The following is a 24,144-nucleotide window of genomic DNA, read 5'->3' as shown; positions in this document are numbered from 1 at the left end:
CTTAACTCGATATTTGTGCATCTGCGAGCCGCCTGGCCGCATGTCGCGGCCAGACAACCCGCTTGTTTCAGGAAAAAATTAGCCCGCCATCAACATTAACGGTTTGTCCGGTAATGTAGCGCGCATCATCCGATGCCAGAAAGGCGACCAGCCCGGCAACGTCCTGTGGCTGCCCGGCCCGTTTAAGAGGAATGTTCTCTACCCACTCCGCCATCAGCTCGCCTTTACCATAGGTTTTTTGTTGCGTGCTCAGAATTTCGCCCCAGACGCGATCGTTGTAATCCCACATTTCGCTTTCGATGATGCCAGGGCAAAACGCATTAACCGTGATATTCCAGCGGGCCAGCTCCAGCGCGAGACTTTGCGTGATGCCAATGACGCCCATTTTGCTGGCAGCATAGTGCGGCGTGTAGATAAATCCTTTACGCCCCTGCCCTGAAGACGTGTTAATCAGGCTGCCGCCGTTTTGCTGCACCATGTATTTAGCGGCTTCACGACAGCACAGCCAGACGCCCGTGGTGTTCACCGCCAGCACGCGTTCGAAATCGCTTTTGGGCATATTCCCGAAGCTATCAATCGTAATAATGCCCGCGTTCTGAACCGAAACGTCAATGCGGCCAAAGCGCTCAAATGCCTGCTGATACACCTGCTGCACATCGTTCTCATCGGTTACATCCGCCTGCAGGGCCAGAATCGCGTTGGCGATGGGCCGCAGGCTGTCCGCCGTAGCAAAAACACGTTCAGAATTGGATACCATCACCAGGTTTGCGCCGTCTTGGGCAAACCTGGCGGCAATGCCTGCGCCGATACCGCGACAGGCGCCGGTGATGACGACCGTTTTCCCACTAAAATCCCGGTTCATTGTGTTCTCCTGTTATCCATGACGAATGTCAGCATGGGGCACCGCCGGCGGCTGCTTATCATGGCGGCGCAGTAGTATCACTTTGCTTTGTAAACGCTGCTGGAACTGGTCAATCACCACGGCGGTGACAATCACCACGCCCTTGATCACCATCTGCCAGAAATCACTGACGCCCATCATCACCATGCCATCGGCCAGAAAAACAATCACGAAGGCACCGATAATGGAGCCCGACACGCGGCCACGGCCGCCTGCCAGCGCCGTGCCACCCAGCACCGTGGCACCGATGGCATCCATCTCAAACATGTTGCCTGTCATGGGGTGCGCGGTCTGCAGCTGAGAAGCCACCACCAGCCCGACTAATCCGGCACACAGCCCGGAAAAAGCGTAAACAAACACTTTGACTTTGATGATGGGCACCCCCGCCAGCCGCGCCGCCGACTCATTGCCGCCGGTGGCATAGATATAGCGCCCAAGCGGCGTTTTCCGTGTCAGGTACAGGCCAAGGAGTAAAAAGCCGATCATCAGCCAGATCGGAATAAAAACCCCCAGTACGGTGCCGGAACCCAGCAGTGCGAAACCGGTATTGCCCAGCGCGGGCATGCCAACCAGATTGGCGTAGGTGGCGCCATCGTTAAACAGCAGCGCTGCGCCACGGGCCACATACATCATGCCCAGCGTACAGATGAAAGGGGCAACGCCGAGGCGAGTAATTATCGTGCCGTTGACGATGCCCACCAGCGTGCCAAACAGCGCGACCGTGGGGATCACCTCCGGCACATTAAGAAACAGTCGCGCGCCATTCCACAGCGGCACGCCCGACGTCAGTAACGCGCCCGCCACCATGCCGCAGATCCCGGCGACGGCACCGACAGACAGATCGATACCTCCGGTCAGGATCACCAGGGTCATGCCGATGGCCAGCAGCCCGGTAATCGCCACGTGCTGGGTCATAATCAGCATGTTCGACGGCGTGAGGAAATTAGGCACCATCACGCTAAAAAAGCCGACCACGATCAGCAGCGCAATAAAGGTACGCGCCTTGAGTAAGTACATGTACAGCAGATATTTTTGATTCATCTTATTCTCCGGCAACCTCAGGCTTGCGGGGTGGATGCACTAATCAGTTTTTCGCGCGTGGCAGCGGCACGGGGCAAATCGGCAGTAATACGGCCATCGGCCATGACCAGAATCCGATCGGCGAGCGCCATGACCTCATCCAGTTCGGACGACGAAAACATCACCGCCAGCCCCTGCTGCGCCAGTTTGCCAATCAGGTGATACACATCGGTTTTGGCCCCGACATCAATGCCGCGGGTGGGCTCATCCAGCAACACCACCGCAGGTCCGGTCATCAGCGCTTTTCCCAGCACCACCTTCTGCTGATTGCCGCCGCTTAACGCGCTGATAGGCAACTCGCTGTCGCTGATTTTAATCGCCAGGTGCTGAATCATTTCATTGACACGCTGCCGTTCTTTGTCAGGGTGCACGATGCCCAGCGCCCGGCGAAAGCCGCGCAGGCTGAGATTCGACAAGGTCATATTGGCGCTAATCGACATCAGCTCGATCACGCCTTCACCTTTACGATCCTCCGGCACCAGCGTGATGCCGCGCTTCAGTCGCTGCTGGAAACTGCAGTTGTCCAGCCGCTGTCCACCTAACTGAATCTCCCCACGCTGACAAGGCAGTAACCCGGTTAATCCCTTAAACAGCTCTGTTCGTCCGGCGCCCAGCAGGCCATAAATACCAATCACTTCGCCTTTGCGCAGGCTGAAACTCACCGCATTGAGCCGGTAGCCACCGTTCTGATGCAGTGCGGTGAGCCCCGCCACCTGCAGCACCGTCTCCCCCTGCGGCGCGGGTTGATAGTCGAAGTGCTTTTTCTTGTCGCCAACCATTTGTTCAATGATCCAGGGCACGCTGACGTCGCGCACCTCACGCGCGGCGATGAAACGCCCGTCCCGGAAAACCGTAATGTGGTCGCCGATCTCCATTAGCTCTTCCAGCCGATGGGAGATATAGATAATGGTGACGCCGCGTCGCTTGAGCTGTTCAATGACGTTGAACAGCACTTTAACTTCCGACTGACTCAGGGCGCTGGTCGGTTCATCCATAATCAGCACGCGCGTATCCTTCGACAGCGCGCGGGCGATCTCGACCAGCTGTTGATGACCAATGCCCAGCGCATCCAGCGCAGCATAGGGATCGACGTCCAGTTCCAGCCGTTCCAGCAGTGCTTTGGCCAGCTGATACTGATACTTTTCGTTGATGACGCCGCGCTGGAAGAACTCATTGGCGATAAAGATGTTGTCCATCACGTTCATATTCGGGAACAGGTTCAGCTCCTGAAAGATAATGCTGATGCCCAATTTTTCGGCCTGTTGGGTGGAGTGAAGCGTCACAGGTTTGCCATCCAGCAGAATCACGCCTGACGATGGGGTTTCCACCCCGGCCAGCATCTTCATCATGGTGGATTTGCCGGCACCGTTTTCCCCGATGAGCACATTGACCTTGTTGCGATAAACCCGGTAGTTAACCTGATCCAGGGCGGTCACGCCGGGATAAACCCGCGACAGGCCGCGCGTCTCAATAATGACGTCGTCTTGCTGTTCAGTAACATGCATGATCACCTCCTCACTGACGCGTGATCTGGGCGGGCGTAATATCGGGTAGCGCGTGGGAAATGTCCCAGCTGCTAAAAACGCCGACCACGTCAACCCGGTCGCCCGGTTTTACGGCGGCGTTATGTATCATGGTGACCGCCTGCTGATTGATGGCTTTACCAAAGTCGCTAAACATCACCTGATCGTTAAAATCCTGATAGCTGGCCCCTTTGTAAGCATCCCGCAGCGCCGTCCCACGAATGATGGGCCCGATCTGAATAGTGACAGTGTCACCTGATGCCGCTTTAACTTTCATTTTGCCGTTGCGTGAGGTGGTATCCAGCGCCGTGACTTCCCCACTCACGCTGACGCTGAATATGCAGGGATTCTCGCTCTGCGCCCGGTAGCCCAGGGCGCGACAGGCGCTGTCCAGATCCTTCTCTGACTGCAGGCGCTGAGTGAGCTCGCCCAACGGCTTTGCCTGCGCCACGATCTGTGGCACCAGCTTCTGCTGCCAGAGTTGCCCGATATTGGCCATGTGAGGATTCGGGGGATTCTTGAGGTCGGCCAGTTCCTGCTGCGACACAATACGACAGCTACCCAGTGCTATCACGATCGGTATCAGCCAGAGTCGGTTGTACATGACATTCTCCCTGGCGCCCGTCAGTACGGGCGCGACAACAATGGATTACGACTTGTAGTTAAAGTCCTGTACGTTTTTTGCATTGTCCGGTGTGATCAAAATGCCGCGAAACATCACGCGCTGCTTCTCAGGCTTCACGCCTTTCTGAATGTAATTATCAAGATCGGTTACGCCCTGAGCGGCAATGGCCTGCGCCTGGAGCATCACGGTGGCTTTTAACGTTCCGGCCTGCACCGCATCGCGTTCATCGTTACTGCCATCAATGCCGACGACCACGACATCATTGCGTCCGGCTGCTTTCAGGGCGGCAATGGCGCCTAACGCCACCGGGCCGTTACCACAGATAACGCCTTTTACATCCGGGTGAGCCTGCAGAATACTGTCCATGATGCGCTTGCCGTCGATCAACATGCCTTTGGCATCCTGACGCGCGACGCTTTGCATATCCGGATACTGTTCCAGCACCTGATGGAAGGATTTCGAACGGGTGACGCAGTTATTGTCGGCGAGGTTGCAGGTCAGCTCGGCGTATTTCCCTTTCTCTCCCATTTTCTCAACAAACACGTTGGCCACATCAGAGCCCGCCTGGAAGTTATTGTGGGTAATCTGTTCCAGCGCCACGTCATCTACCGGAATTTCACGGTTGATCAGCACCACCGGAATACCGGCCTGTTTGGCTTTTTGGATGGCCGCCACGCTGGCCGTGGAATCCGCGTTGTCCAGGATAATGCCCTGCACTTTTTTGCCGATAGCCGCATCAATCAACTCGTTCTGCTTCTTAACGTCTTCACCGTGAGAGAGCACCGAGGTTTTGTAGCCCAGCGCCTGAGCTTTCACGTTGGCGCCCTTGGCCTCCGAGGCGTAATAAGGGTTATCCAGTGAGTTAACCAAAATCATAATGGTGCCTTTCTCAACCGCCAGCGCGGTGTGAGAAAACAAACAGGCCGCAAGCGTGGTGCAGAGCAACGTCGTTTTTTTCATGGTGTGTCTCGCTATTAGGGTGTTGGCAGAGGAAAACGAAGCCTGGCGGTGGCCTTACCAGATGGTAAAGCCACCGTCGATCATCAGGTCGGCCCCGGTAATCATGTCGCTGCCGTTGCTGGCAAAAAACAGCACGGCGGCGGCGATCTCGTCGGTGTAGGCAAAGCGGCCTAACGGGATCAGTTTTTTCATTTCGGTGCCCTTCTCACCGCGCCAGGCTTTTTCCCCCATCGGGGTCAGCACCACAGTGGGCGACAGGGTATTCACGTTAATGCGGTGCGGAGCAAACTCTTTCGCCATCACTTTGGTCATGCCCAGTAACCCGGCTTTGGCGGAGGTATAAGCGACGTGGTTGTCGATAGCGATGGACGCCGCCTGAGAGGCGATATTGATGATCTTGCCGCCGTTGCCCGCCTTGACCATCTGCTTGCCCGCAGCCTGTGAGCACAGAAAAGGCCCGGTCAGGTTCACGGCGATCTGCTTTTGCCACTCGGCAAAATCGGTTTCCAGCACGGGCTGAAGCATCACGTAGCCGGCACAGTTCACCAGAATGTCGATATGACCGTAGTGATCAACAATGGCGTCGAACGCCTGCTCAACGTCGGCAGGATCGGTTACATCGCAGCAAATAAACTGCACCTGTCCGGCCAGGGCTGCGCGCGCACTGTCGACCTTATCCGCTTCAAAGGGCGGATAAAGCAGCGCCAGGCTCGCCCCTTTCTCCAGCAGCATCTGATTACTGGCCATGGCGATGCCGCCCAGCCCGCCCGTCACCACGGCCACTTTGCCGCTCAGATTCATTGTGGTGTCTACGCCATAGCGCAGGTTAACGTCATATTCACCGCTCATCCGACTGTCCTCTCTGGTATTTTATTTGCCGCATTCATTTTCGAACAAAAATATAAGCTATCGAATTGATGGTTAATGTGGCTAAGATCAAATTTCACAACACTGCGTGCCTGGCGGCGTGATTCGCTTCAAAGCGCGTGATCCCGGTTGCAAAACGCCTGAGTAATATGGATTGTGTTGCTGTCGCGAAGGTGAAAGGGATAAAGCATGGCGCATATTGACTTTCGAACGAAAATAAACATCTTTTCATGCTGACTCGCAAAGGCGAAATCTGCGGGTTAAACTCTGCGACAACGCGTTATCGCTATAAGCCCGATGCGATTAAAAGAGGGAGCGTTTCGATTGAAAAGCAAGACTGAGCAGCTAGCTGAAATGCAGCAGCGTCGTGACAAGATCCTGGAGATGATTCGGGAGGACGGGACGGTGACGGTGAAAGCGCTGACGAAAACGTTCGGGCTGACCGAGGCCACGCTGCGAACCGACCTGCGGATGTTGCAAAAACAGGGTTTCGTGCAGCGCTACCACGGCGGCGCGACCCTGATGACCGGCAAACAGAATACCGGCCTGCTGCAGCTGGAACGTCAGACCCACATGGAAGAAAAAGACGCGATTGGGCGCCTGGCTGCCCAGCATATCGAAAACGGTGATACGGTGATTTTCGATTCTGGCACCACCACCACGGCTATCGCGGATGCCATCAGCCACATCCGGCGTTTATCGGTAGTGACCACCGCCGTGAATATCGCCCTGAAGTTGGGCGGCGAGCCCGGGATCAATGTGCTGCTGACGGGCGGGACCTTTAAATTTCCGACGCTTTCAACGTCCGGAGACAAGGCCGCCAGCTTCTTTGAAAACGTGCTGTCAGAAAAACTGTTTCTCGCCACCGCCTGTATCTCGCCACGGCTCGGCCTGAGCTTTCCCAGCGAAACCGACATCAAAGTAAAAATGGCGATGATCAAATCCGCCAGCACCGTCTACGTCGTGGCCGACTCCAGCAAGATTGATAAGGTCTCGATGTTTGCGCTGCCCTGCGACTGGAGCCACATCCACTACCTGATTACCGACAGCGGGATCAGCCAGGCGCATATCTCCGCGTTTGAGGCATTGGGCGTTAAGGTGCTGGTTGCGCCCTTACCCGCTCGCCGCGCCCCCTGATGTTAACGCGTGGCCTTGGCAACCTGATTATCACGCCTGGCAAATGGCCGCCTCTGCGCCCAGCCTGACAAGCAGGTCGGCTCGATAGTAGCGAACCACGTCTCCGACGATCAGCAACGACGGCGACACCGGTTTATGCTGCGCGATCGTCTCTGGCAGCCCTGCCAGCGTGGTCACCAACACCCGCTGATCCTGGCGCGTGCCGTTTTCGATAATGGCGACCGGCGTATCCTCCCTGCGGCCATACTCACGCAGACGGCTGCTAATGATGCTGCTCCAGCTCAGCCCCATGTAAAACACCAGCGTCTGATTACTGGCTGCCAGCGCGGCGGCATCCAACTGAGGCTCACCGCTGCGCCCGTGTCCGGTAATAAAGCGCAGGGACTGGGCGCAATCCCGGTGCGTCAGCGGAATCCCGCTTGCGGCGGCACAGCCGACGGCAGCCGTAATGCCGGGCACGACCTCACAGACAATGTCAGCCTGCTGCAGGCACACCATCTCTTCGCCACCGCGACCAAAGATAAAGGGATCGCCGCCTTTCAGGCGCACGACGTTGCGCCCGCTGAGCGCCAGATCCACCAGCAGTTGATTGATCTGCGCCTGTTTCAGGCCGTGGTGACCGGGCCGTTTACCCACGTCGATGCAGAGCGCGCTGTCCGGCACTTCCGCCATGACCGCCTCACTCACCAGGCGATCGTAAACCACCACTTCAGCGCCGTGCAGTAAACGCAGCGCTTTTACCGTCAGCAGGTCGACATCGCCCGGCCCGGCGCCCACTAACCAGACGCGGCCGGGGCGGGACGCGTTTTCGGGCGCCAGCAGTTTATCTAAGGTGTGAATAGCCAGCGTCATAATTCCTCCGGGACAGAGACGGAAAGCAGAAGGTGTTTTAGCTCCGGCAGGCAGGAGCCACAGTTGGTGCCACATTTGAGCGCTTTGCCCAGTGCCTGGGTGCTGTGGCAGCCCTGACGAATAGCATCAAGAATCGTTTGTTCGCCCACGCCATAGCAACTACAGATAATGCGACCGGTCGCCGGGGCCTGCGCCGCCTGGCCTGCAAGCAGCGCGTGGCGTTCAGCGGCGTCCGCCGGTGCCTGACGAAAGGCCTGAGCGACCCTGTCGTGCTGGATTTCAGGTAAGCGCTGGTCAGCATAGAAGGCCAGCTGCAGTTCACCGTCGCGCCATGCCAGAAGTCGATAGCTGTGGCCGCCATCGCTGGCGGTTTGCAGTTGCAACCCTTCAACGCTGAACTGAGACGCCAGCCAGCGCTGCGGCTGGTCCTCTCCGGCCAGCGCAAAGCGATGCGCGCCCTCATGCGGGGTGCGCGCCCAGTAACGCAGCCCGGCCGGTGGCGCACTGTTTCTCTGCCAGAGCCAGCCCTGCCAGCGGGGTTGTAATAACTGAATTCGCACCGCTGTCTGTTTAAAGGCGGGCTGAGCCGAAACCGGGCAGCGGGTCGCGGCCACTAAACCCCCGACGTTACCCTGCAGGCTGAACTGACGGTTCCAGTGCATCGGCACAAACAGCTCCCCGCGCCGCAGACCGCTGTCCAGCGTCACGCGCACCACCATCCATCCCCATTCAGACTGCACGCGCGCCAGCGCGCCGGCAAACAGGCCATAACGGCGCGCCTCTTCCGGATGCAAGGCGGCAAAAGGTTCGTCACAGTGCTGCATCAGGCGAGGCACCAGGCCGGTGCGCGTCATGGTGTGCCACTGATCGCGTACGCGCCCGCTGTTCATCAATAAGGGATAACGAGCACTGCGCTCTAAAGGCGGCGGCGTGGCCGGTGGCAGCAGCCGTGCCTTGCCATCGGGATGATAAAAACGCCGGTCGCTGAACAGCCGGGCACAGCCTTGTGGGTGACGGGCATTGACGGGCCACTGAACAGGCGTCAGCGCATCCCACTCGGCATCGCTGAGCTGTGCCAGGCCGCTGATATCAAAAGCGCGTTCGCCGTGGTTCTCAAAGCCGGACAGCGCCGCATGCTCGCGGAAAATCGCCGCCGGATGGGTCCAGTTAAATGCCTGCCCGAAGCCCAGCCGCTGCGCCACCTGCGCCAGCAGCCACCAGTCGGGTTTGGCTTCCCCGGCGGGTGCAACAAACGCACGCTGACGGGAAATACGGCGTTCAGAATTGGTCACGGTGCCGTTTTTTTCGCCCCAGCCCTGGGCGGGGAGCAGAATATGGGCAAAGGCTGTGGTATCCGTGTGCGCCAGCACGTCGGAGACGATCACCAGCGGACAGTTGGCCAGCGCCCGGGCCACGCGATTGCCTTCCGGCATTGACACAGCCGGATTGGTGCCCATGATCCAGACGGCTTTAACCTCTCCCCGATCGATGGCGTCAAACAGCGCCACGGCGGTTAGTCCGGGCTGGCGGGCAATGGTCGGGCTGTGCCAGAAACGCTGTAAACGATCGCAGTCCGCTTCGTTAAAGCTCATGTGTGCCGCCAGCTGGTTGGCTAAGCCGCCCACTTCACGTCCGCCCATGGCATTGGGCTGGCCGGTGAGTGAAAACGGCCCACAGCCGGGACGGCCTATTTTTCCGCTGAGAAGATGCGCATTAATTATCGCATTGTTATTGTCACTGCCGCTTTGTGACTGGTTGATGCCCATGCACCACAAGGTCAGGACCCGATCACGCTGGGCAAACAGCTGATAAAAGGCCACCACCTGCGCATCGCTGAGATCGCAGTGTTCCGCAACTTCAGCTATTCCCCACTGGCTGGCTGCCTGCAGGGTGGCTTCAACGCCGTCCAGGTGCGGCAGCATTGTCGCCTCAATGCCCTGATTCTGGGCCAGCCAGTGCAGCAGGCCTGAAAACAGAGCCGGATCGCTGCCCGGCCGCACTGCCAGGTGGAGATCGGCGATATCACAGCTGGCGGTGCGGCGCGGATCGATCACCACCACCTGCATCTCCGGCCGCTGCTGTTTCGCCTGTCTGAGTCGCTGAAAGATGACCGGATGGGCCCAGGCCGCGTTGGAGCCGACCATCACAATCAGATCCGCCTGCTCCAGATCCTCATAGCAGCAGGGTACCGCATCCGCCCCGAGCGCCCGCTTATAGCCCACCACCGCTGAAGCCATGCAGAGGCGCGAGTTGGTATCGATATTGGCGACGCCAAGAAAGCCTTTCATCAGCTTGTTGGCCACGTAGTAATCTTCCGTGAGCAACTGGCCTGAGCCATAAAAGGCCACGGCCTCAGGGCCGTGCTCTGCGATAATCTTCCGGAGCCCGTCAGCGGCGGCATCCAGCGCCGCCGCCATGCTGACCTGCTGTTGATGAATACAGGGATGCAGCAGGCGTCCCGTCCGGGTCAGCGTTTCACCCAGCGCGGCCCCTTTAACGCACAGTCGCCCGCCGTTGGCCGGATGCAGCGGATCGCCACTCACCTGTGCAGATTCGCTGTGTTGCAGGGTCACCTCGACGCCACAGCCCACGCCGCAATAGGCACAGGTGGTTTTCATGATGCCTGCGCCATCAGGTTAAGCGGACGGTTAGCGACCCAGACCTGGCCATCCTCCAGCTTCACCGGCCAGCAGCGCAGCTGATGCTGCGGATCATCCAGACTTTGGCCGTCGCGCAGGCGCACGCGCTGTTTGTAGAGCGGTGAAATAACGACGGGTTCACCGGCCACATCGCCGAGAATGCCCCGCGACAGCACGCTGGCGTCGCTGCCCGGCTCGCGATCTTCCAGTGCATAACAGTCGTCGCCGAAACGGAACAGCGCAATGCGCACGCTGCCGAGGCGCGCACCGATCCCCGCTTCGGCCGGAATGGCATCCAGCGAACAGACTTCGCTCCAGGTTTCGGCGGGCAGGTGCATCAGCGGAATACTGCTGGCGGCGTGCGGCTGACGCTGACCGCGTACGCGCGCATAGTGCAGCGTTTCATCCGGCTGATCGCTGTTCACGGTGGCGGTAAACAGCGCCCGGCGCGATGGCTCTGCCAGCGTGGTCTGCCATTCACACTGATACGTTTCCACAACCTGCTGCATTTCCTGCTCCAGCACTGCGGCAATACCGAGGCTGTCATTGATCACGACGTCGCGCAGGTAATCCAGGCCGCCTTCCATGTTATCCATCCAGACGCTGGTGCGCTGTAAGCGCTCCGCCGTGCGCACGTAGAACATCAGAATGCGATCGACATAGCGGATCAGGGTTTCATCATCCAGATCGCTGGCAAACAGCTCGGCATGGCGCGGTTTCATGCCGCCATTGCCGCACACGTACAGGTTCCAGCCCTTTTCTGTGGCGATCACCCCAATATCTTTGCTCTGCGCTTCCGCACATTCGCGAGTACAACCCGAGACGGCCATTTTGATTTTGTGCGGCGCGCGCAGGCCTTTGTAGCGATTCTCCAGATCGATGGCGAAGGCGGTGGAATCCTGCACGCCGTAGCGACACCAGGTCGAGCCCACACAGGATTTCACCGTACGCAGCGACTTCCCGTAGGCATGGCCGGTTTCAAAGCCTGCTGCCAGCAGGGTTTCCCAGATCTCAGGCAGTTGATCCAGCCGTGCGCCAAACAGGTCGATGCGCTGACCGCCGGTAATCTTGGTGTAGAGATCGTAACGTGCCGCCACTTCGCCAATGGCGATCAGCCCCTGCGGCGTGATCTCCCCGCCCGGCACGCGCGGCACGACGGAATAGGTGCCGTCTTTCTGGATATTGGCAAAGTAGCGATCGTTGGTATCCTGAAGCGGCAGATGGGCCGGTTTCAGCAAATAGTCATTCCAGCACGAGGCCAGCAGAGAACCGACCAGCGGTTTACAAATCTCGCAGCCGCAGCCGCGCCCGTGGCGCGCCAGCAAGTCATCAAAAGTTTTGATTTCATGGATGCGAATCAGGTGGTAAAGCGCCTGGCGTGAATAGGCAAAATGTTCGCAGATGTCTTTTTTCACCTCAACGCCAAGGTTTTCCAACTGACATTCCATCACCTGTTTTACCAGTGCCGAGCAGCCGCCACAGCCCGTCGCGGCTTTGGTGCAGCTTTTAATGCTGGCCATATCGCCACAGCCACTCTGCACCGCCTGGCAGATATCGCCTTTGCTGACGTTGTGGCAGGAGCAGATCTGGGCGCTGTCGGGCAGCATGGCAACGCCCAGACCTTTGGCTGGCGCACCCTGCAGCGCAGGCAGAATCAGCCCTTCCGGCGCCTCCGGCAGCGGCATCGCGTTTAACATCATCTGCAGCAGCGTGGCATAGTCGCTGCTGTCACCGACCAGCACACCGCCCAGCAACCGCTTACCGTCAGCGCTGACCACAATTTTCTTATAAATGCCTTTCGGACCATCGGCCCAGTAGTAGCTCAGGCTGCCTGCCGTTTTCGCGTGCGCATCACCAAAAGAGGCCACTTCCACGCCCAGCAGCTTCAGTTTGGTGCTCATATCGGCCCCGCTGAACCGGGCTGGCTCGGCGGCCAGATGCCCGGCCAGCACGCGCGCCATCTGATAGCCCGGCGCCACCAGGCCAAAAATTTGTCCGTTCCACAGGGCACATTCGCCGATAGCGTAGATATCGTCATCGCTGGTCTGGCAGACGTCATTGATCGTAATGCCGCCGCGTGGGCCAACGCTGATATCGGCGGTGCGGGCCAGCTCGTCACGCGGCCGGATGCCCGCAGAGAACAGCACCAGATCGGTGGCCAGTTCGCCACCATCGGCAAAGTGCAGCACCAGGCTTCCGTCTGGCTGGGTCGCAATCTGTTCAGTCTGCCTGGAGGTGTGAACCGTCACGCCCAGTGAATCAATTTTCTGCCGCAGCATCAGCGCGCCGCCTTCGTCCAGTTGCACGGCCATCAGGCGCGGCGCAAACTCAACGACGTGGGTTTCCAACCCCAACTGCTTCAGCGCATTGGCGGCTTCCAGCCCCAACAGGCCACCGCCGATGACCACACCGCGCTGGCTTTTACCGGCACAGGCGGCGATCGCATCCAGATCGTCCAGCGTGCGGTACACAAAGCAGCGTTCGCCCTCATGTCCCGGCACCGGTGGCACAAACGCGCGCGAACCGGTCGCCAGCACCAGTTTATCCCAGCACAGTGCTTTGCCGTCGCTGTCGTGCAGGCTACGCTGCTGACGATCGATCGCCTCCACCCGACAGCCGCTGCGCAGTTCAATGCCGTGTTGGGCAAAAAAGTCCTCGCCAACCAGCGAGAGCTGCGCGGCCTCTTTGCCGGTGAAGTACTCAGACAGGTGCACGCGATCGTAGGCCGGATGGCGCTCTTCGCCGTACACCACGACGTGATACTGCTGATGCAGATCACGCGCTACCAGCTGTTCCAGAAAATGGTGGCTGACCATGCCGTGACCCACGACGGCTAATACAGGTTTAGAGTGATTCATCACGGGGTTTCCTGCAGCCTGCGGCTGCGTTTCAGGTTCATCAAGGCCAAACAGCGTATTGACAGAAACCTGCCTGGCGTTATGCAGTTGGTTCAGCAACGCGGCACCCTGCTGGCAGTCGCCATACAGCAGCACACCGTTGAGCCGCCCCTGTTTGAGAAAAAGACGTCGATAGTGACCGGAAAGCGGATCGAAACTGGTGACGGAAGGGGCTTCACGGATATCACCCGCGCTGAACAGCGCGATCCCGCTCACCTTAAGACGCGTGCCGGTGGCTTCACTGTAGAAATCAGCCTGAGGACATCCCGCCAGCTGAGCGGCCAGCACCGCCGCCTGCGCCAGGCAAGGCGCAACCAGGCCAAAGGTTTCTCCGCTAATTTCACAGCATTCGCCGACCGCATAAATCCCGGCATGGGCGGTGCGTAACTGCCGATCTACCAGAACGCCGCGCTGACAGGGAATGCCTGAGGCCTGGGCCAGGGCGATGTCTGGCTGCACGCCCGTTGCGATAACGACCTGCGCCGCCGCCAGCTTTCGGCCATCGTTGAGAGTCAGTGACTGCGGGCCGATTTCTGCGACGCTGCAATTCAGTTCACAGCGGATACCGCGTGCGCTGAGCTGGGCAAGCAGTAATTCCCCTGCCATGGCGTCCAGTTGCCGGTCCAGTAAGCGCGACTGACGATGTACCAGCGTGACATCGCGCCCTTGCGCCTGAAGGGCTGCCGCGGCCTCAATGCCCAGAAAACCGCCGCCGGCGACCACGACCGGCCCGCTACCGGCCAGCAGTAAATCCACATCCTCCAGCGTGCGGAAAGCCGTTACGTGCGGCAGATCGATGCCTGCCACCTGCGGCATGCGCGGTTGCGCTCCGGTCGCCAGAATCAGACGATCCCAGTGCAGCAGGCGCTGGCAGGTGCGCAACGTGCGCGCCGCCACATCGATCTGCTCAGCCGTTTCCCCGGCCAGCAAGGTGATGCCCTGGCGCGCGTACCAGTCACGATCGTGAATCTGGATTTGCTCCACGGTTTTTTCGCCAGCCAGCAGCGGCGACAACAGCACGCGGTTGTAGTTACCGTGTGGTTCACGGCCAATGACCGTAATGTCATAACGCTCCGGCGCCAGCTGCAACAGCGTTTCCACGGTGTGCATGCCCGCCATCCCGTTACCGACCACCAGCAGCCGTTGTCTCATGGTGTTTTCCTTACGCCGCCGAGGTCTGTTTTTCGTAGAGAAAATGCAGCACTTTTTGGCGCAGCTGGTGATAGCGCGCATCCTCAGCCAGCGCCACGCGCGAACGCGGTCGGGGTAAATCGACGGTAAGTATGTCCCCCACCTGGGCGGCGGGGCCGTTGGTCATCATCAGGACCCGATCAGAGAGCAGCACGGCCTCATCCACGTCGTGGGTGATCAGCACAATGGTGGTATTTAACTCCTGTTGAATACGCATCACGCTGTCCTGCAGGTGCGCGCGGGTTAACGCATCCAGCGCGCCGAACGGCTCGTCGAGCAGTAAAACGCGCGGCTTCATTGCCAGGGCGCGGGCGATGCCGACGCGCTGCTTCATCCCGCCAGAGATCTCGCCGGGACGCTTGTGCAGGGCATGGCTCATTTGCACCCGGTTGAGGTTGTGCTCGATCCAGTCGTGCATCTCCGCCTTGTTCATCTTGCCTTTAAAAACCTGCTGCACCGCCAGTTCGACATTCTGAAACGCCGTCAGCCACGGCAGCAGAGAGTGGTTTTGAAACACCACCGCCCGCTCAGGGCCGGGACCGGTGACCTCGCGGTTATCGCACAGCAGCACGCCGCTGGTGGGTCGGGTCAGGCCGGCAATCAGGTTAAGCAGCGTGGATTTACCGCAGCCGGAGTGACCGATCAGACTCAGGGTTTCGCCCTGATGAATATCGAAACTGACGTTGTCCAGCGCCAGAAAATCGCCGCCCGAGGTGGTAAAGCGCTGGCTGACCTGTTGTACGCGAATGATAGGTTGCATGATGTTCCCCTTATTTATCCCAGCTAAAACGACGCGCCAGCAGCATCAGTCCCTGCTCAAGCAGCAGGCCGACCACACCAATCAGCAGAATGGCAATCAGGATGTTTTCAACGTTCAGGTTGTTCCATTCGTTCCAGATCCAGAAGCCAATGCCCAGACCGCCCGTCAGCATCTCCGCCGCGACAATCACCAGCCAGGCGATGCCAATCGAGAGGCGAACGCCGGTGAGGACGGCAGGCAGCACGGCGGGAAACAGGATGCGGCGCATAATGGTCCATTCAGAGAGCTGCAGCACGCGCGCCACGTTGAGATAATCCTGAGGAATGCGCTGCACGCCTTCTGCGGTGTTGATGATCATCGGCCAGATCGAACAGATAAAAATGGTCCAGCTTGAGGCCGGTTCCGCCCGCTGGAACAGCAGCAGACCGATAGGTAACCAGGCCAGCGGACTGACCGGACGCAGCAAGGCGATAATGGGATTGAACATGCGCGCCACAAAGGTGAAACGCCCCAACAGAAAGCCGGCGGGAATGCCCACCAGCGCCGCCAGACCGAACCCGATGGCCACGCGCTGCAGCGAGGCCAGAACGTTCCAGCCAATGCCCTGATCGTTAGGGCCGTTGTTATAAAACGGATCGGCAAACAGGACTTTCGCCGCCGCCCAGGTCGCGTAAGGCCCCGGAAAGCCCTGGCTGTACAGCGCCGCGATCTGCCATACCAGAAGCAGGAGCAGGACACCGCACAGCGCCGGAATACAGCGCTGTAGCAGCGGACGCAGGCGCGCAGGCGGGCGCACTTTTTTAGGCGTAACCTGGAGGGAAACCACCGTTGCCTGAGTGGGCGTATTGACCGGCTGCGCCAGTGGACGAGTCTGGGTTTTCATCAGGGCCTCTCTTAACGTTTGATCGCGAAGCTGGCGGCGTAGGCGGCGGGATCGGTGCCATCCCATACTTTGCCGTCCAGTAAAGTGCTGCTGCGCATGTCGCTGCCGGGCAGCGTGACGTTGCCGACCGCGCTGGCAGCCTGTTTGTAGATATCAATACGGTTAATCTGCCTGGCGACTGCCAGATAATCGGGATCGCTGTTGAGCATGCCCCAACGCTTAAGCTGGGTCAGGAACCACATGCCATCGGAGAGATAAGGAAAGCTGACGCTGCCGTCGTGAAAGAAACGCATCGCATGGGGATCCTGCCATTTTTGACCCAGTCCGTTTTCGTACTGGCCCAGCATGCGCCCTTCCAGCGTCTCGGGTTTGGTGTTGATCCAGGCGCGTCCGGACAGTACCTGCGCCGTTTCACGTCGGTTATCGTCTGACGCATCGATCCAGCGCGCGGCTTCCAGCACCGCAGACGTGAGCGCGCGGGCCGTATTCGGGTTCTCTTTGACCCACTCTGCGCGGGTGCCCAGAATTTTTTCCGGATGATCCGGCCAAATCTGCTGGCTGGTGGCGGCGGTGAAACCAATATTGTCGCTGATCGCCCGCTGGTTCCACGGCTCTCCCACGCAGAAGCCGCTCATGTTACCAATCTTCATATTCATCACCATTTGCGGTGGCGGAACCACGACGGTGCGCACGTCCTCAAACGGGTTGATACCGGCGTTAGCCAGCCAGTAATAGAGCCACATGGCATGGGTGCTGGTAGGAAAGGTATGCGCGAAGGTCATGCTGCCCTTCGCCTGGCTGTCGATAGCCTTTTTCAGGCTGGCGCCATCGGTTACCTTCTGCGCCTTGAGCTGGTTTGACAGTGAGATGGCCTGACCGTTGTTGTTTAACGTCATCAGGTTCGCCATATCGTGCTGAGGACCGGCGACGCCCAGCTGCAGGCCATAGATCAGGCTGTAAAGTACGTGTGCTGCATCCAGTTCACCCGAGGTGAGTTTATCGCGTACCGCCGCCCAACTCGCTTCTTTGCTGGCCTGCAGCGTCAGGCCGTATTTCTTGTCAAACCCCTTTACCGAGGCCATAACTACCGGCGCGCAGTCGGTCAGTGGAATAAAGCCGACGCGCACGGTCGGTTTTTCTGGCGCGTCGGAACCTGCCGCCCATACCGCGTTGCGCAATCCCGGCAGCAGCCAGAGTCCACCGACGGCGGCGCCGGATAACAGCAGTTGACGACGAGAGAGTGAAACTGGCGATTTGCTCATCTTTACCACCCTGAAGAAATAAAAAAAGGCGTCCTCCCCACTGCTCTCGCAAGGGGACGGACGCCTTTATCCAAAGCACTCGCTCTACCGCCGTTGGCAAAGCAAATACGTACACTCTTTAAGGTAAAGCAAACCGCGTGCCAGAATTATTTGCCGTCACGTCTGCCCTGCGCGGCGAGAGGTGGCGGATTTTTAATCGTTTTTGCACGTTGGTGACGCAGGTCACGCACAAGCGTTGTGCAGCTAACCCTTTCGGGTTAGCGCTTCACTGTGGCCGCGACCGTCACGATCGCCTGGGCGATTTCCGGCAGCCGTTTGTTTTGATCCATCGCGCTTTTGCGCAGCGTCTGCCAGGCCTTTTCTTCGCTCAGGCCATGCTGCTGCATCAGCCAGTTTTTAGCCTGATCGAGCAGCTTGCGCTCTTCGAGCGTGGCGCGCATGGCGGCCAGCTCATTGGCCTGGCGCTGCAGATGCTGAGACTGCTCACCAATCAACGACAGTAACGATCGCCCCAGCTGTGGGGCGAGGCCCTCGCTGTTAAGCGCGGTGGGCCGGGTAGCCAGCCAGTCTGCGCCAGACACATAGAGCGTGAAGTCACAGCCTGACGGCGCCACGCTCAGGGGCGCGCCAGCCTGATGCTGCGCCAGGGCGATAGCGTCCCGGCAGTGCGCCATCAGCACAGCAGACAGTTGGTCCTCCAGCGACTTCATTTGATCGATGCGCTCAGATAGCAGCGAGAACCAGTGCAGCGCCCCGCTGTCGTCGCGCCTGCCGTCGGTACAGGCGATGCGCCTCAGCCGCTCAATTTCCCGGCTGGGCTGCGCCAGCGGCTGCCAGTTGCGCAGCACGGTCTCATCGGCAAACTGCTGAAAGGTAGTAAAGCTCTGTTCCTGCGCCTCAATAAGCGCCACCATCGTGCTGCGCTGTTCGGCCGTAAACTCCCCGGCCGCAAATCCGGCCGCGCCCTGGGCCCGCTCCTGTCCCGTCAGCTCTTTGCCCTGCATAAAGCTGAACAGGGCGATAAGTGCCCGGGTAATTTCCGGATGGCTGGCGGTGTCGGCCGCTTCAAACACCAGATTAAGCAGGCTACGAATAATCGCATTGAACGCCGCCATCGCCTGCGCATGTGTGACGTCCTGACGGGCGATCTTCTGGCGCAGAACCGGCAAGTCTGCCAGTGCCTGTAACGCTGTCGCGATCAGGTTGCAAAAGCGGCTGTATCCGGGTTGAGCCTCCGCTCTGGGTAATGCCCGGCTGAACGCAAGCTGGCTCCGGCTGACATCCTGCTCACTTGCACTGCGCTCCTCGCCATACAGCCGCCCTTGCGAACAGATCCACAGGTTGCTGGCCCCCCGTTCGCGCTGCAACTGATGAACCAGCTCGCTGACCGTAGTAATTAATTTACCGGTCTGCCGAAGTCGCTCCAGACTGGCAATATCGCTTTGCCGTGAGGCCTGCAACCAGCTCAGTGCGTCATCCATTGCTCAACCCTCTGAATGCAAAAAAAGAGTCAAGCAAAAGCCGTGCCGCTTCCGATCGCAGGGCCATAAGGATGAGGGTGCCTGAACAATGACCGCCAGGATCGCAGTCCAGGCAATGCGTGCTGTTAAATTGTTATTGGCGCTTAGGCTTTTTTTTGCCTGTCATCTGACTGTGCCACTATCCAGCCCGACGTGTCTGGCTGGCCTCGGCATGTCTGCTTTGCCCTGTGCGCGACAAGGTGAAACCGACACGACAACGCGGTGTGATAAGAAGGTGATGAACGCGCTTTACCATGCTATATCATTGGGTGCAATGGTTTGAATTCTCAAAAGTCTTAGGTAGACTGAGCGCTGTACAGGATAAATGTCATTTACCGCATTATCTTAACGGCTTACCTACCCGACTGCGCTTCCTCCCCAGTGAAGGTGAACAGCCGTGTTCTGATAAACAACATGCAGGTATATTGATAATATCGTGAGGAAAAAGGTGAAAAAAAATTTAGCGTTTATCCTGTTAGCGGGACTTTTATTGTCCGGCTGTAAAACGCCACCGCCTGCGGTGAATGATGACACCCTGGTCACCAGTGATGTGAACGGTGTGAAACTGGTACACCGTCATGCCGTGGCGGCACCAACAACCTTTACGCCCATAAATCAAACCTGGCGCGCCCTGTACAAGGCGTCGGTGATGACCCAACCCGATTACGGCGGCAAGGTTGTTCGTTACCTGGAGGCGGGCAAGTCTTTTGAGGTTCTTGGCAGCGTTGAGAACCACTGGCTGGCCATTGCTGATAAGCCGGATGGCATGTTAACCGGTTACGTGCCGCTGAAGGCGGGCGTAGAAAGTCATCGTTATGATGACACGTTACGCAATGACCGTCCGCGTCCGCGAAAAACTAAACAAGTGTGCGTTGACGTCGGAGGCGACAGCAAAGCCTGTCGTAATACCGCGACGGCGACCTGGATTCTGAACTAATGAAATTAACTACCTGCCGTGCTGGTCACGTTGCCAGAAACGCTATCTGTCGCGGGAAGAACACACAGTAATGAGCGTGGAATCCTCACCGCGAGAGGTCACGACCTCGGGTACCGAAAATCTTTTGCTTAAAGCGGCCGCGCCACTGCTGAATGCGGTGGTGCAGATTCGTCAGGCCGCCACGCACGACGATCCTGCGGGTTTACGTCAGTCACTGATTGATGAAGTGCGCGTCTTTGAACAGCGCTGCAAGCAGGCGGGTTTGCCGTTTGAAATGATCATTGGCGCACGTTACTGCGTCTGTAGCGCGCTGGATGAGGCGGCCGCGCAAACGCCCTGGGGCACGCGCGGCGTCTGGTCCGGTAACGGCATGCTGGTCACCTTTCACAATGAAAGCTGGGGCGGTGAAAAATTCTTTCAGCTGCTGTCTCGCATCTCGCAAAGCCCTCAGCAACATCTCTGGCTGCTTGAAATCATCCATTACTGTCTGTTACTGGGTTATGAAGGTCGTTATCGGGGCAGTGAAAAAGGCCGGGCGCAGTGCGACAGCCTGCGGGCACGACTCAAGGCCCTGATTGATGAAACCCGCGCTCAGCAAAGTACCGATTCCGCCCCGCTGGTGCAGGTGCATCCGCTGGTCAGCACGCTCGCGCGGCCGATGGTGCCGCTCTGGGCCTGTGCGATGCTCGTCGCCCTGATCGGCTGTCTGATTTACAGCGGGCTGAACTGGCGACTGGGCAATGCGGCCGAACCGCTGCTGCGCAGCCTCTACAACATGCCGCTGCCGCAAATCACGGTAAATCGCCGCCCTTCCTCGCCGCAGGCCCTGCTGGATTTACGCCAGCGGCTCAATGACGTGATCGCCGCCGGTCAGCTGGAGGTCAGTGATGGCGCGTTTGGCAGCAAGGTGATTATTCCTGCTGACAAGCTGTTTGCCGAGCAGGGAACGGTCATCAACCCGGTTGGACGGGCCATCCTGGCGCGGGTTTCCAGCGCGATGAAAGATGTGAAGGGCACGATTCTGGTGTCGGTGTTTACCGACGACAAGCCCGTGGACGGCAGCCGCTTTGCCTCCAGCTACGAATTTTCTTTTGCCCGGGCGCGTTCCGTCAGCCAACTGCTGCAGGTGCAGCTCGCTGACACCCACGTTATCCGCTCTGAAGGACGCGGTGACAGCGATCCCCTGCTGCCGAACGACAGCAGCGAGAACCGAACCCGCAACCGCCGTGTTGAAATTACGCTGTTCGCCGCACCTGAAACACTGAGCACTCACCAAGGAACACACTGATGCGCGCTTCTTTTCGCTTATTTTTAACGCATCGACTGCTGTGGAGCTTTATCGGTGTAACAGCACTGAGTTGCCTGTTGTGGATGCTGGGGCCGCTTATCACCTGGAATGAAACCCGTCCGCTTGAACCCGCCCTGCACCGCGAAATCGCCGTGAGCACGCTTTATCTGCTTTGGATCGTGCTTCAGTTAATCCCTGCGGTTTACCGTGCCTGGTATAACAGTCGTCTGCTGGATCGGCTGCAGGTGGTTGAAAGCGACGATCCCGCCGAGCGTCAGGCGACGGAAGCCCTGCTGAGTCAGCGTTTTAGCGAAGCGGCCATGCGCCTGAAACGCACCCATTTTGGCCGGCGTCAGGGCAGCCTGTGGGCACGCATCAACGCGAATTATCTTTACCAGCTTCCCTGGTACCTGATGATTGGCGCGCCGGGTGCCGGAAAAACCACCGCGTTGCTGAACGCCGGACTGAAGTTTCCCCTTACCGATACTTTTGGTAACGAGGCTGTGCGCGGCGTCGGCGGAACACGCAACTGCGACTGGTGGTTCACCGACAGTGCGGTATTGATCGACACAGCCGGACGTTATGCGTTACAGGAGAGTCAACGCGCCCGTGATGCCAGCGAGTGGCAGAGCTTTATTAATCTGCTGAAGCGCTATCGTGCCCGACAGCCGATCAATGGCGTTATCATGAGCATCAGCGTCGCAGATTTGCTGAGCGACTCGGCCGAGGCGCGTTTTGAGCAGGCTAACGCCCTGCGCGACCGCCTGAACGAACTGCATCAGCACACCGGTATTCACTTTCCCGTGTATATCATGGTGACCAAGACCGACCTGCTGAAAGGCTTTATGAGCTATCACGGCTCGCTGGATAAAGCCCGACGCGATGCCATCTGGGGATTCACCTTTCCCTGGGATGCCGGTAAACCCAATAAGCAGGACTGGCATCCGCACTTTGACCTGCAGTTTACCCAGTTAGAGCAGAAGCTGCAGCTACAGCTGGCCGATCAGATGACCCACGAGCGCGATCTCAATGAGCGGGCAGAGTGTTTCCTGTTTCCTCAGGAGTTCTCGTCTCTGCGCCCGCTGCTCAGCGAATACCTGGATATTGTTTTTTCACCCCGCGCTGAAACCGTCGCCTGGAATCCGCGCGGGCTGTTCTTTACCAGCGGCACCCAGGAGGGCTTACCTTTCGACAGGGTGATGGGTGAGCTCAGCCGCAAACTGCAACTGCGCCAGGCCGGTTCCCATTCGATTGCCGCCTGGGACCGCGTGAACCGCAGCAGCCCTATTCCCGGAAATAAAGGCCAGAGCTTTTTTATTCGCGATCTGCTGAGCAATCTGGTGTTCAGGGAGAGTGGTCTGGCGGGCAGCAACCGTCGCTGGGAGTACCGCAATCAGCTGCTGCACTGGATTGGCTACGGCATGCTGGCCGGCGCGCTGGTGATCATGAGCGGCTTATGGCTGACGAGTTACTATCAGAACCAACACTATCTGCAGCAGGTTACGGCGCGATTGCCGGTTATCTCACAACAAAGTCAGCAGGTGATACATCAGCCCGCTGATAATATTTTTGATCTGCTACCCTTTCTGAATAACCTGGTGAAGTTACCCGTGTCCGACCAGTTTTCTCTCGATAATCCGCCGCTTACTATGCGAGCCGGTTTATATCGTGGAAACCAGGTCAGCGATGCAGCCTGGGCGCTTTATCAAAATGCGCTTAAGTCTTTATTGCTGCCCCGCGTGGCGCAACAGATCACCAACCTGCTGCGTAATGACCCGGGGGATGATAACGAGTACAGCCGAAATGCGCTGCGTGCTTATCAGATGCTGTATCAGCCGAGAAATTATGATGGGGAATTCCTCCGCGCCTGGCTGCTGCAGAATCTGCAGCATTCGTTACCGGAGAAGGTCAGCGCCCGGGATTTGCAGCAGCTGGACTGGCACCTGAGTCAGTTGCTCGATCAGCAAATTCAGTCGTCACCCTATGCGCGCGACAATGCGCTGATGATGCGCAAGCTGGCTGATAACTTAAATAATGCGGGTCGCGACAGTACCCTGCTGGCCACTGCGCCGCGCAAAGCTCAGCGCCTGACGACGCATAACCCATAATAGCGAGGTGAACATGCCTGTCTCTCTGGCCCCTGGCTGGTACGGTAAATTACCCTCCACGGGGGACTTTTTGCATCATCGGTTAACCGAGCAGCTGATTGCGCCCTGGAACCACTGGTTTCAGCAAGGTCTGGTGCACTGGCATCTTCAGGATGATGCGGTGAGCGCCGACTTCCTGCGCGCCCCGGTCTGGAATTTTGTGTTACCGATCACCCCAATACGCAATCAGGTGCAAATGGGTTGCCTGCTGCCCTCCTGCGATCGGGTAGGCCGTGCCTGGCCACTGCTGGCGCTGCTGAGTTTCCCCCTGGCCCAGTGGCATCCGGCACAGTTAACGATTTCGGGCGACTGGTATCGGGATCTGGGCGCGACACTGTTGAACGCCGTGACGCAGCAGCAGAGTCCGGCACAGCTGGAACAGGCGATCCAGACCATGACGCCGCTGATGATCCCGGTACAGCAGCACTCCGATATCATGGATGTAATCGGTTTCCAGGATTTACCTTGCACCCTGAGCTGGCAGGACGTTGCTGAACGTTTCGACCCTCAGCAACATATTAGTTACTGGTGGAGCAATCGCAGTGACGGTTTCGTTCATGCCACGCACAAGCATAGCGGCAACCTCACCCCCGAACTGTTCTCATTACTGTTTAATCCGGCGGCAGGTGCACAGCCGGGTCGCAATGGCCTCTATCCACCGATGTTTGAGTGAGG

At 58.6% G+C, this 24,144-nt stretch carries 18 protein-coding genes; 5 read left to right on the top strand and 13 right to left on the bottom strand.

Annotated features, from left to right (window positions below):
• Positions 1-67: 67 nt before the first annotated feature.
• From DFO57_RS03295 to DFO57_RS03270, 6 genes are read right to left on the bottom strand one after another with little or no spacing between them, the layout of a single operon-like run.
• A complete protein-coding gene (locus DFO57_RS03295) occupies positions 68-862 on the bottom strand; it encodes a glucose 1-dehydrogenase (protein WP_110015074.1) in 795 nt (264 codons plus the stop codon).
• Between the two features lie 12 nt (positions 863-874).
• Positions 875-1,942 carry an ABC transporter permease gene (locus DFO57_RS03290; protein ID WP_110015073.1) on the bottom strand — a complete coding sequence of 356 codons (1,068 nt, stop codon included), beginning with the start codon at positions 1,940-1,942 and terminating at the stop codon, positions 875-877.
• A 17-nt stretch (positions 1,943-1,959) separates the two neighbouring features.
• On the bottom strand, positions 1,960-3,486 hold the full coding sequence (locus tag DFO57_RS03285; RefSeq protein ID WP_110015072.1) for a sugar ABC transporter ATP-binding protein: 1,527 nt from the start codon (positions 3,484-3,486) through the stop codon (positions 1,960-1,962).
• Positions 3,487-3,496: 10 nt separating this feature from the next.
• Positions 3,497-4,108 (bottom strand): DUF2291 family protein, encoded by a 612-nt coding sequence (locus tag DFO57_RS03280; RefSeq protein ID WP_014605983.1) that lies wholly within the window; start codon positions 4,106-4,108, stop codon positions 3,497-3,499.
• Between the two features lie 45 nt (positions 4,109-4,153).
• Positions 4,154-5,089, bottom strand: coding sequence for a D-ribose ABC transporter substrate-binding protein (locus tag DFO57_RS03275; RefSeq protein ID WP_110015071.1), 936 nt, complete (start codon positions 5,087-5,089; stop codon positions 4,154-4,156).
• Positions 5,090-5,143: 54 nt separating this feature from the next.
• Positions 5,144-5,938, bottom strand: coding sequence for a GolD/DthD family dehydrogenase (locus tag DFO57_RS03270; protein ID WP_013025548.1), 795 nt, complete (start codon positions 5,936-5,938; stop codon positions 5,144-5,146).
• Positions 5,939-6,280: 342 nt separating this feature from the next.
• On the opposite strand from DFO57_RS03270, the gene DFO57_RS03265 reads away from it, so the two are divergent.
• The gene (locus DFO57_RS03265) at positions 6,281-7,093 is read left to right on the top strand and encodes a DeoR/GlpR family DNA-binding transcription regulator (protein WP_013025547.1); all 813 of its coding nucleotides are present in this window, start codon (positions 6,281-6,283) and stop codon (positions 7,091-7,093) included.
• 30 nt (positions 7,094-7,123) lie between these two features.
• On the opposite strand, the gene cobA is transcribed toward DFO57_RS03265, so the two are convergent.
• From cobA to DFO57_RS03230, 7 genes are all read right to left on the bottom strand, one after another.
• Complete coding sequence (gene cobA, locus DFO57_RS03260; RefSeq protein WP_014605984.1) at positions 7,124-7,945, bottom strand: uroporphyrinogen-III C-methyltransferase; 822 nt, start codon at positions 7,943-7,945, stop codon at positions 7,124-7,126.
• Positions 7,942-10,563 (bottom strand): nitrate reductase, encoded by a 2,622-nt coding sequence (locus DFO57_RS03255; RefSeq protein WP_110015070.1) that lies wholly within the window; start codon positions 10,561-10,563, stop codon positions 7,942-7,944. The genes cobA and DFO57_RS03255 overlap by 4 nt, the downstream gene beginning before the upstream one ends.
• Positions 10,560-14,633, bottom strand: coding sequence for a nitrite reductase large subunit NirB (gene nirB, locus DFO57_RS03250; RefSeq protein WP_110015069.1), 4,074 nt, complete (start codon positions 14,631-14,633; stop codon positions 10,560-10,562). Before nirB ends, DFO57_RS03255 begins: the two co-directional genes overlap by 4 nt.
• 10 nt (positions 14,634-14,643) lie before the next feature.
• Positions 14,644-15,432: an ABC transporter ATP-binding protein gene (locus DFO57_RS03245; RefSeq protein ID WP_013025543.1), complete on the bottom strand. Its 789-nt coding sequence runs from the start codon at positions 15,430-15,432 to the stop codon at positions 14,644-14,646.
• A 10-nt stretch (positions 15,433-15,442) separates the two neighbouring features.
• Positions 15,443-16,315: a nitrate ABC transporter permease gene (gene ntrB, locus DFO57_RS03240; RefSeq protein ID WP_014605988.1), complete on the bottom strand. Its 873-nt coding sequence runs from the start codon at positions 16,313-16,315 to the stop codon at positions 15,443-15,445.
• An 11-nt stretch (positions 16,316-16,326) separates the two neighbouring features.
• Entirely contained in the window at positions 16,327-17,577 is a 1,251-nt protein-coding gene (locus DFO57_RS03235; protein WP_064352574.1) for a CmpA/NrtA family ABC transporter substrate-binding protein, read from the bottom strand.
• A 257-nt stretch (positions 17,578-17,834) separates the two neighbouring features.
• Positions 17,835-19,058, bottom strand: coding sequence for a nitrate regulatory protein (locus tag DFO57_RS03230; RefSeq protein ID WP_110015068.1), 1,224 nt, complete (start codon positions 19,056-19,058; stop codon positions 17,835-17,837).
• Positions 19,059-19,545: 487 nt separating this feature from the next.
• Between DFO57_RS03230 and DFO57_RS03225 the strand changes: the two genes are divergently transcribed.
• The 4 genes from DFO57_RS03225 (at position 19,546) to tagF (ending at position 24,142) form a co-directional block, all read left to right on the top strand.
• Positions 19,546-20,034 carry an SH3 domain-containing protein gene (locus DFO57_RS03225; RefSeq protein WP_015700446.1) on the top strand — a complete coding sequence of 163 codons (489 nt, stop codon included), beginning with the start codon at positions 19,546-19,548 and terminating at the stop codon, positions 20,032-20,034.
• 70 nt (positions 20,035-20,104) lie between these two features.
• The gene (gene icmH, locus DFO57_RS03220) at positions 20,105-21,322 is read left to right on the top strand and encodes a type IVB secretion system protein IcmH/DotU (protein ID WP_014593565.1); all 1,218 of its coding nucleotides are present in this window, start codon (positions 20,105-20,107) and stop codon (positions 21,320-21,322) included.
• On the top strand, positions 21,322-23,430 hold the full coding sequence (gene tssM, locus DFO57_RS03215) for a type VI secretion system membrane subunit TssM (RefSeq protein WP_110015067.1): 2,109 nt from the start codon (positions 21,322-21,324) through the stop codon (positions 23,428-23,430). Before icmH ends, tssM begins: the two co-directional genes overlap by 1 nt.
• 13 nt (positions 23,431-23,443) lie before the next feature.
• The gene (tagF, locus tag DFO57_RS03210) at positions 23,444-24,142 is read left to right on the top strand and encodes a type VI secretion system-associated protein TagF (RefSeq protein WP_110015066.1); all 699 of its coding nucleotides are present in this window, start codon (positions 23,444-23,446) and stop codon (positions 24,140-24,142) included.
• Positions 24,143-24,144 lie beyond the last annotated feature (2 nt).

The organism is Pantoea sp. AG702 (genome assembly GCF_003182295.1).
In the GTDB taxonomy this organism is placed as follows: domain Bacteria; phylum Pseudomonadota; class Gammaproteobacteria; order Enterobacterales; family Enterobacteriaceae; genus Pantoea; species Pantoea ananatis.
Note: the sequence above shows the minus strand (reverse complement) of the source record. Positions and strands in the feature narration are given on the sequence as shown.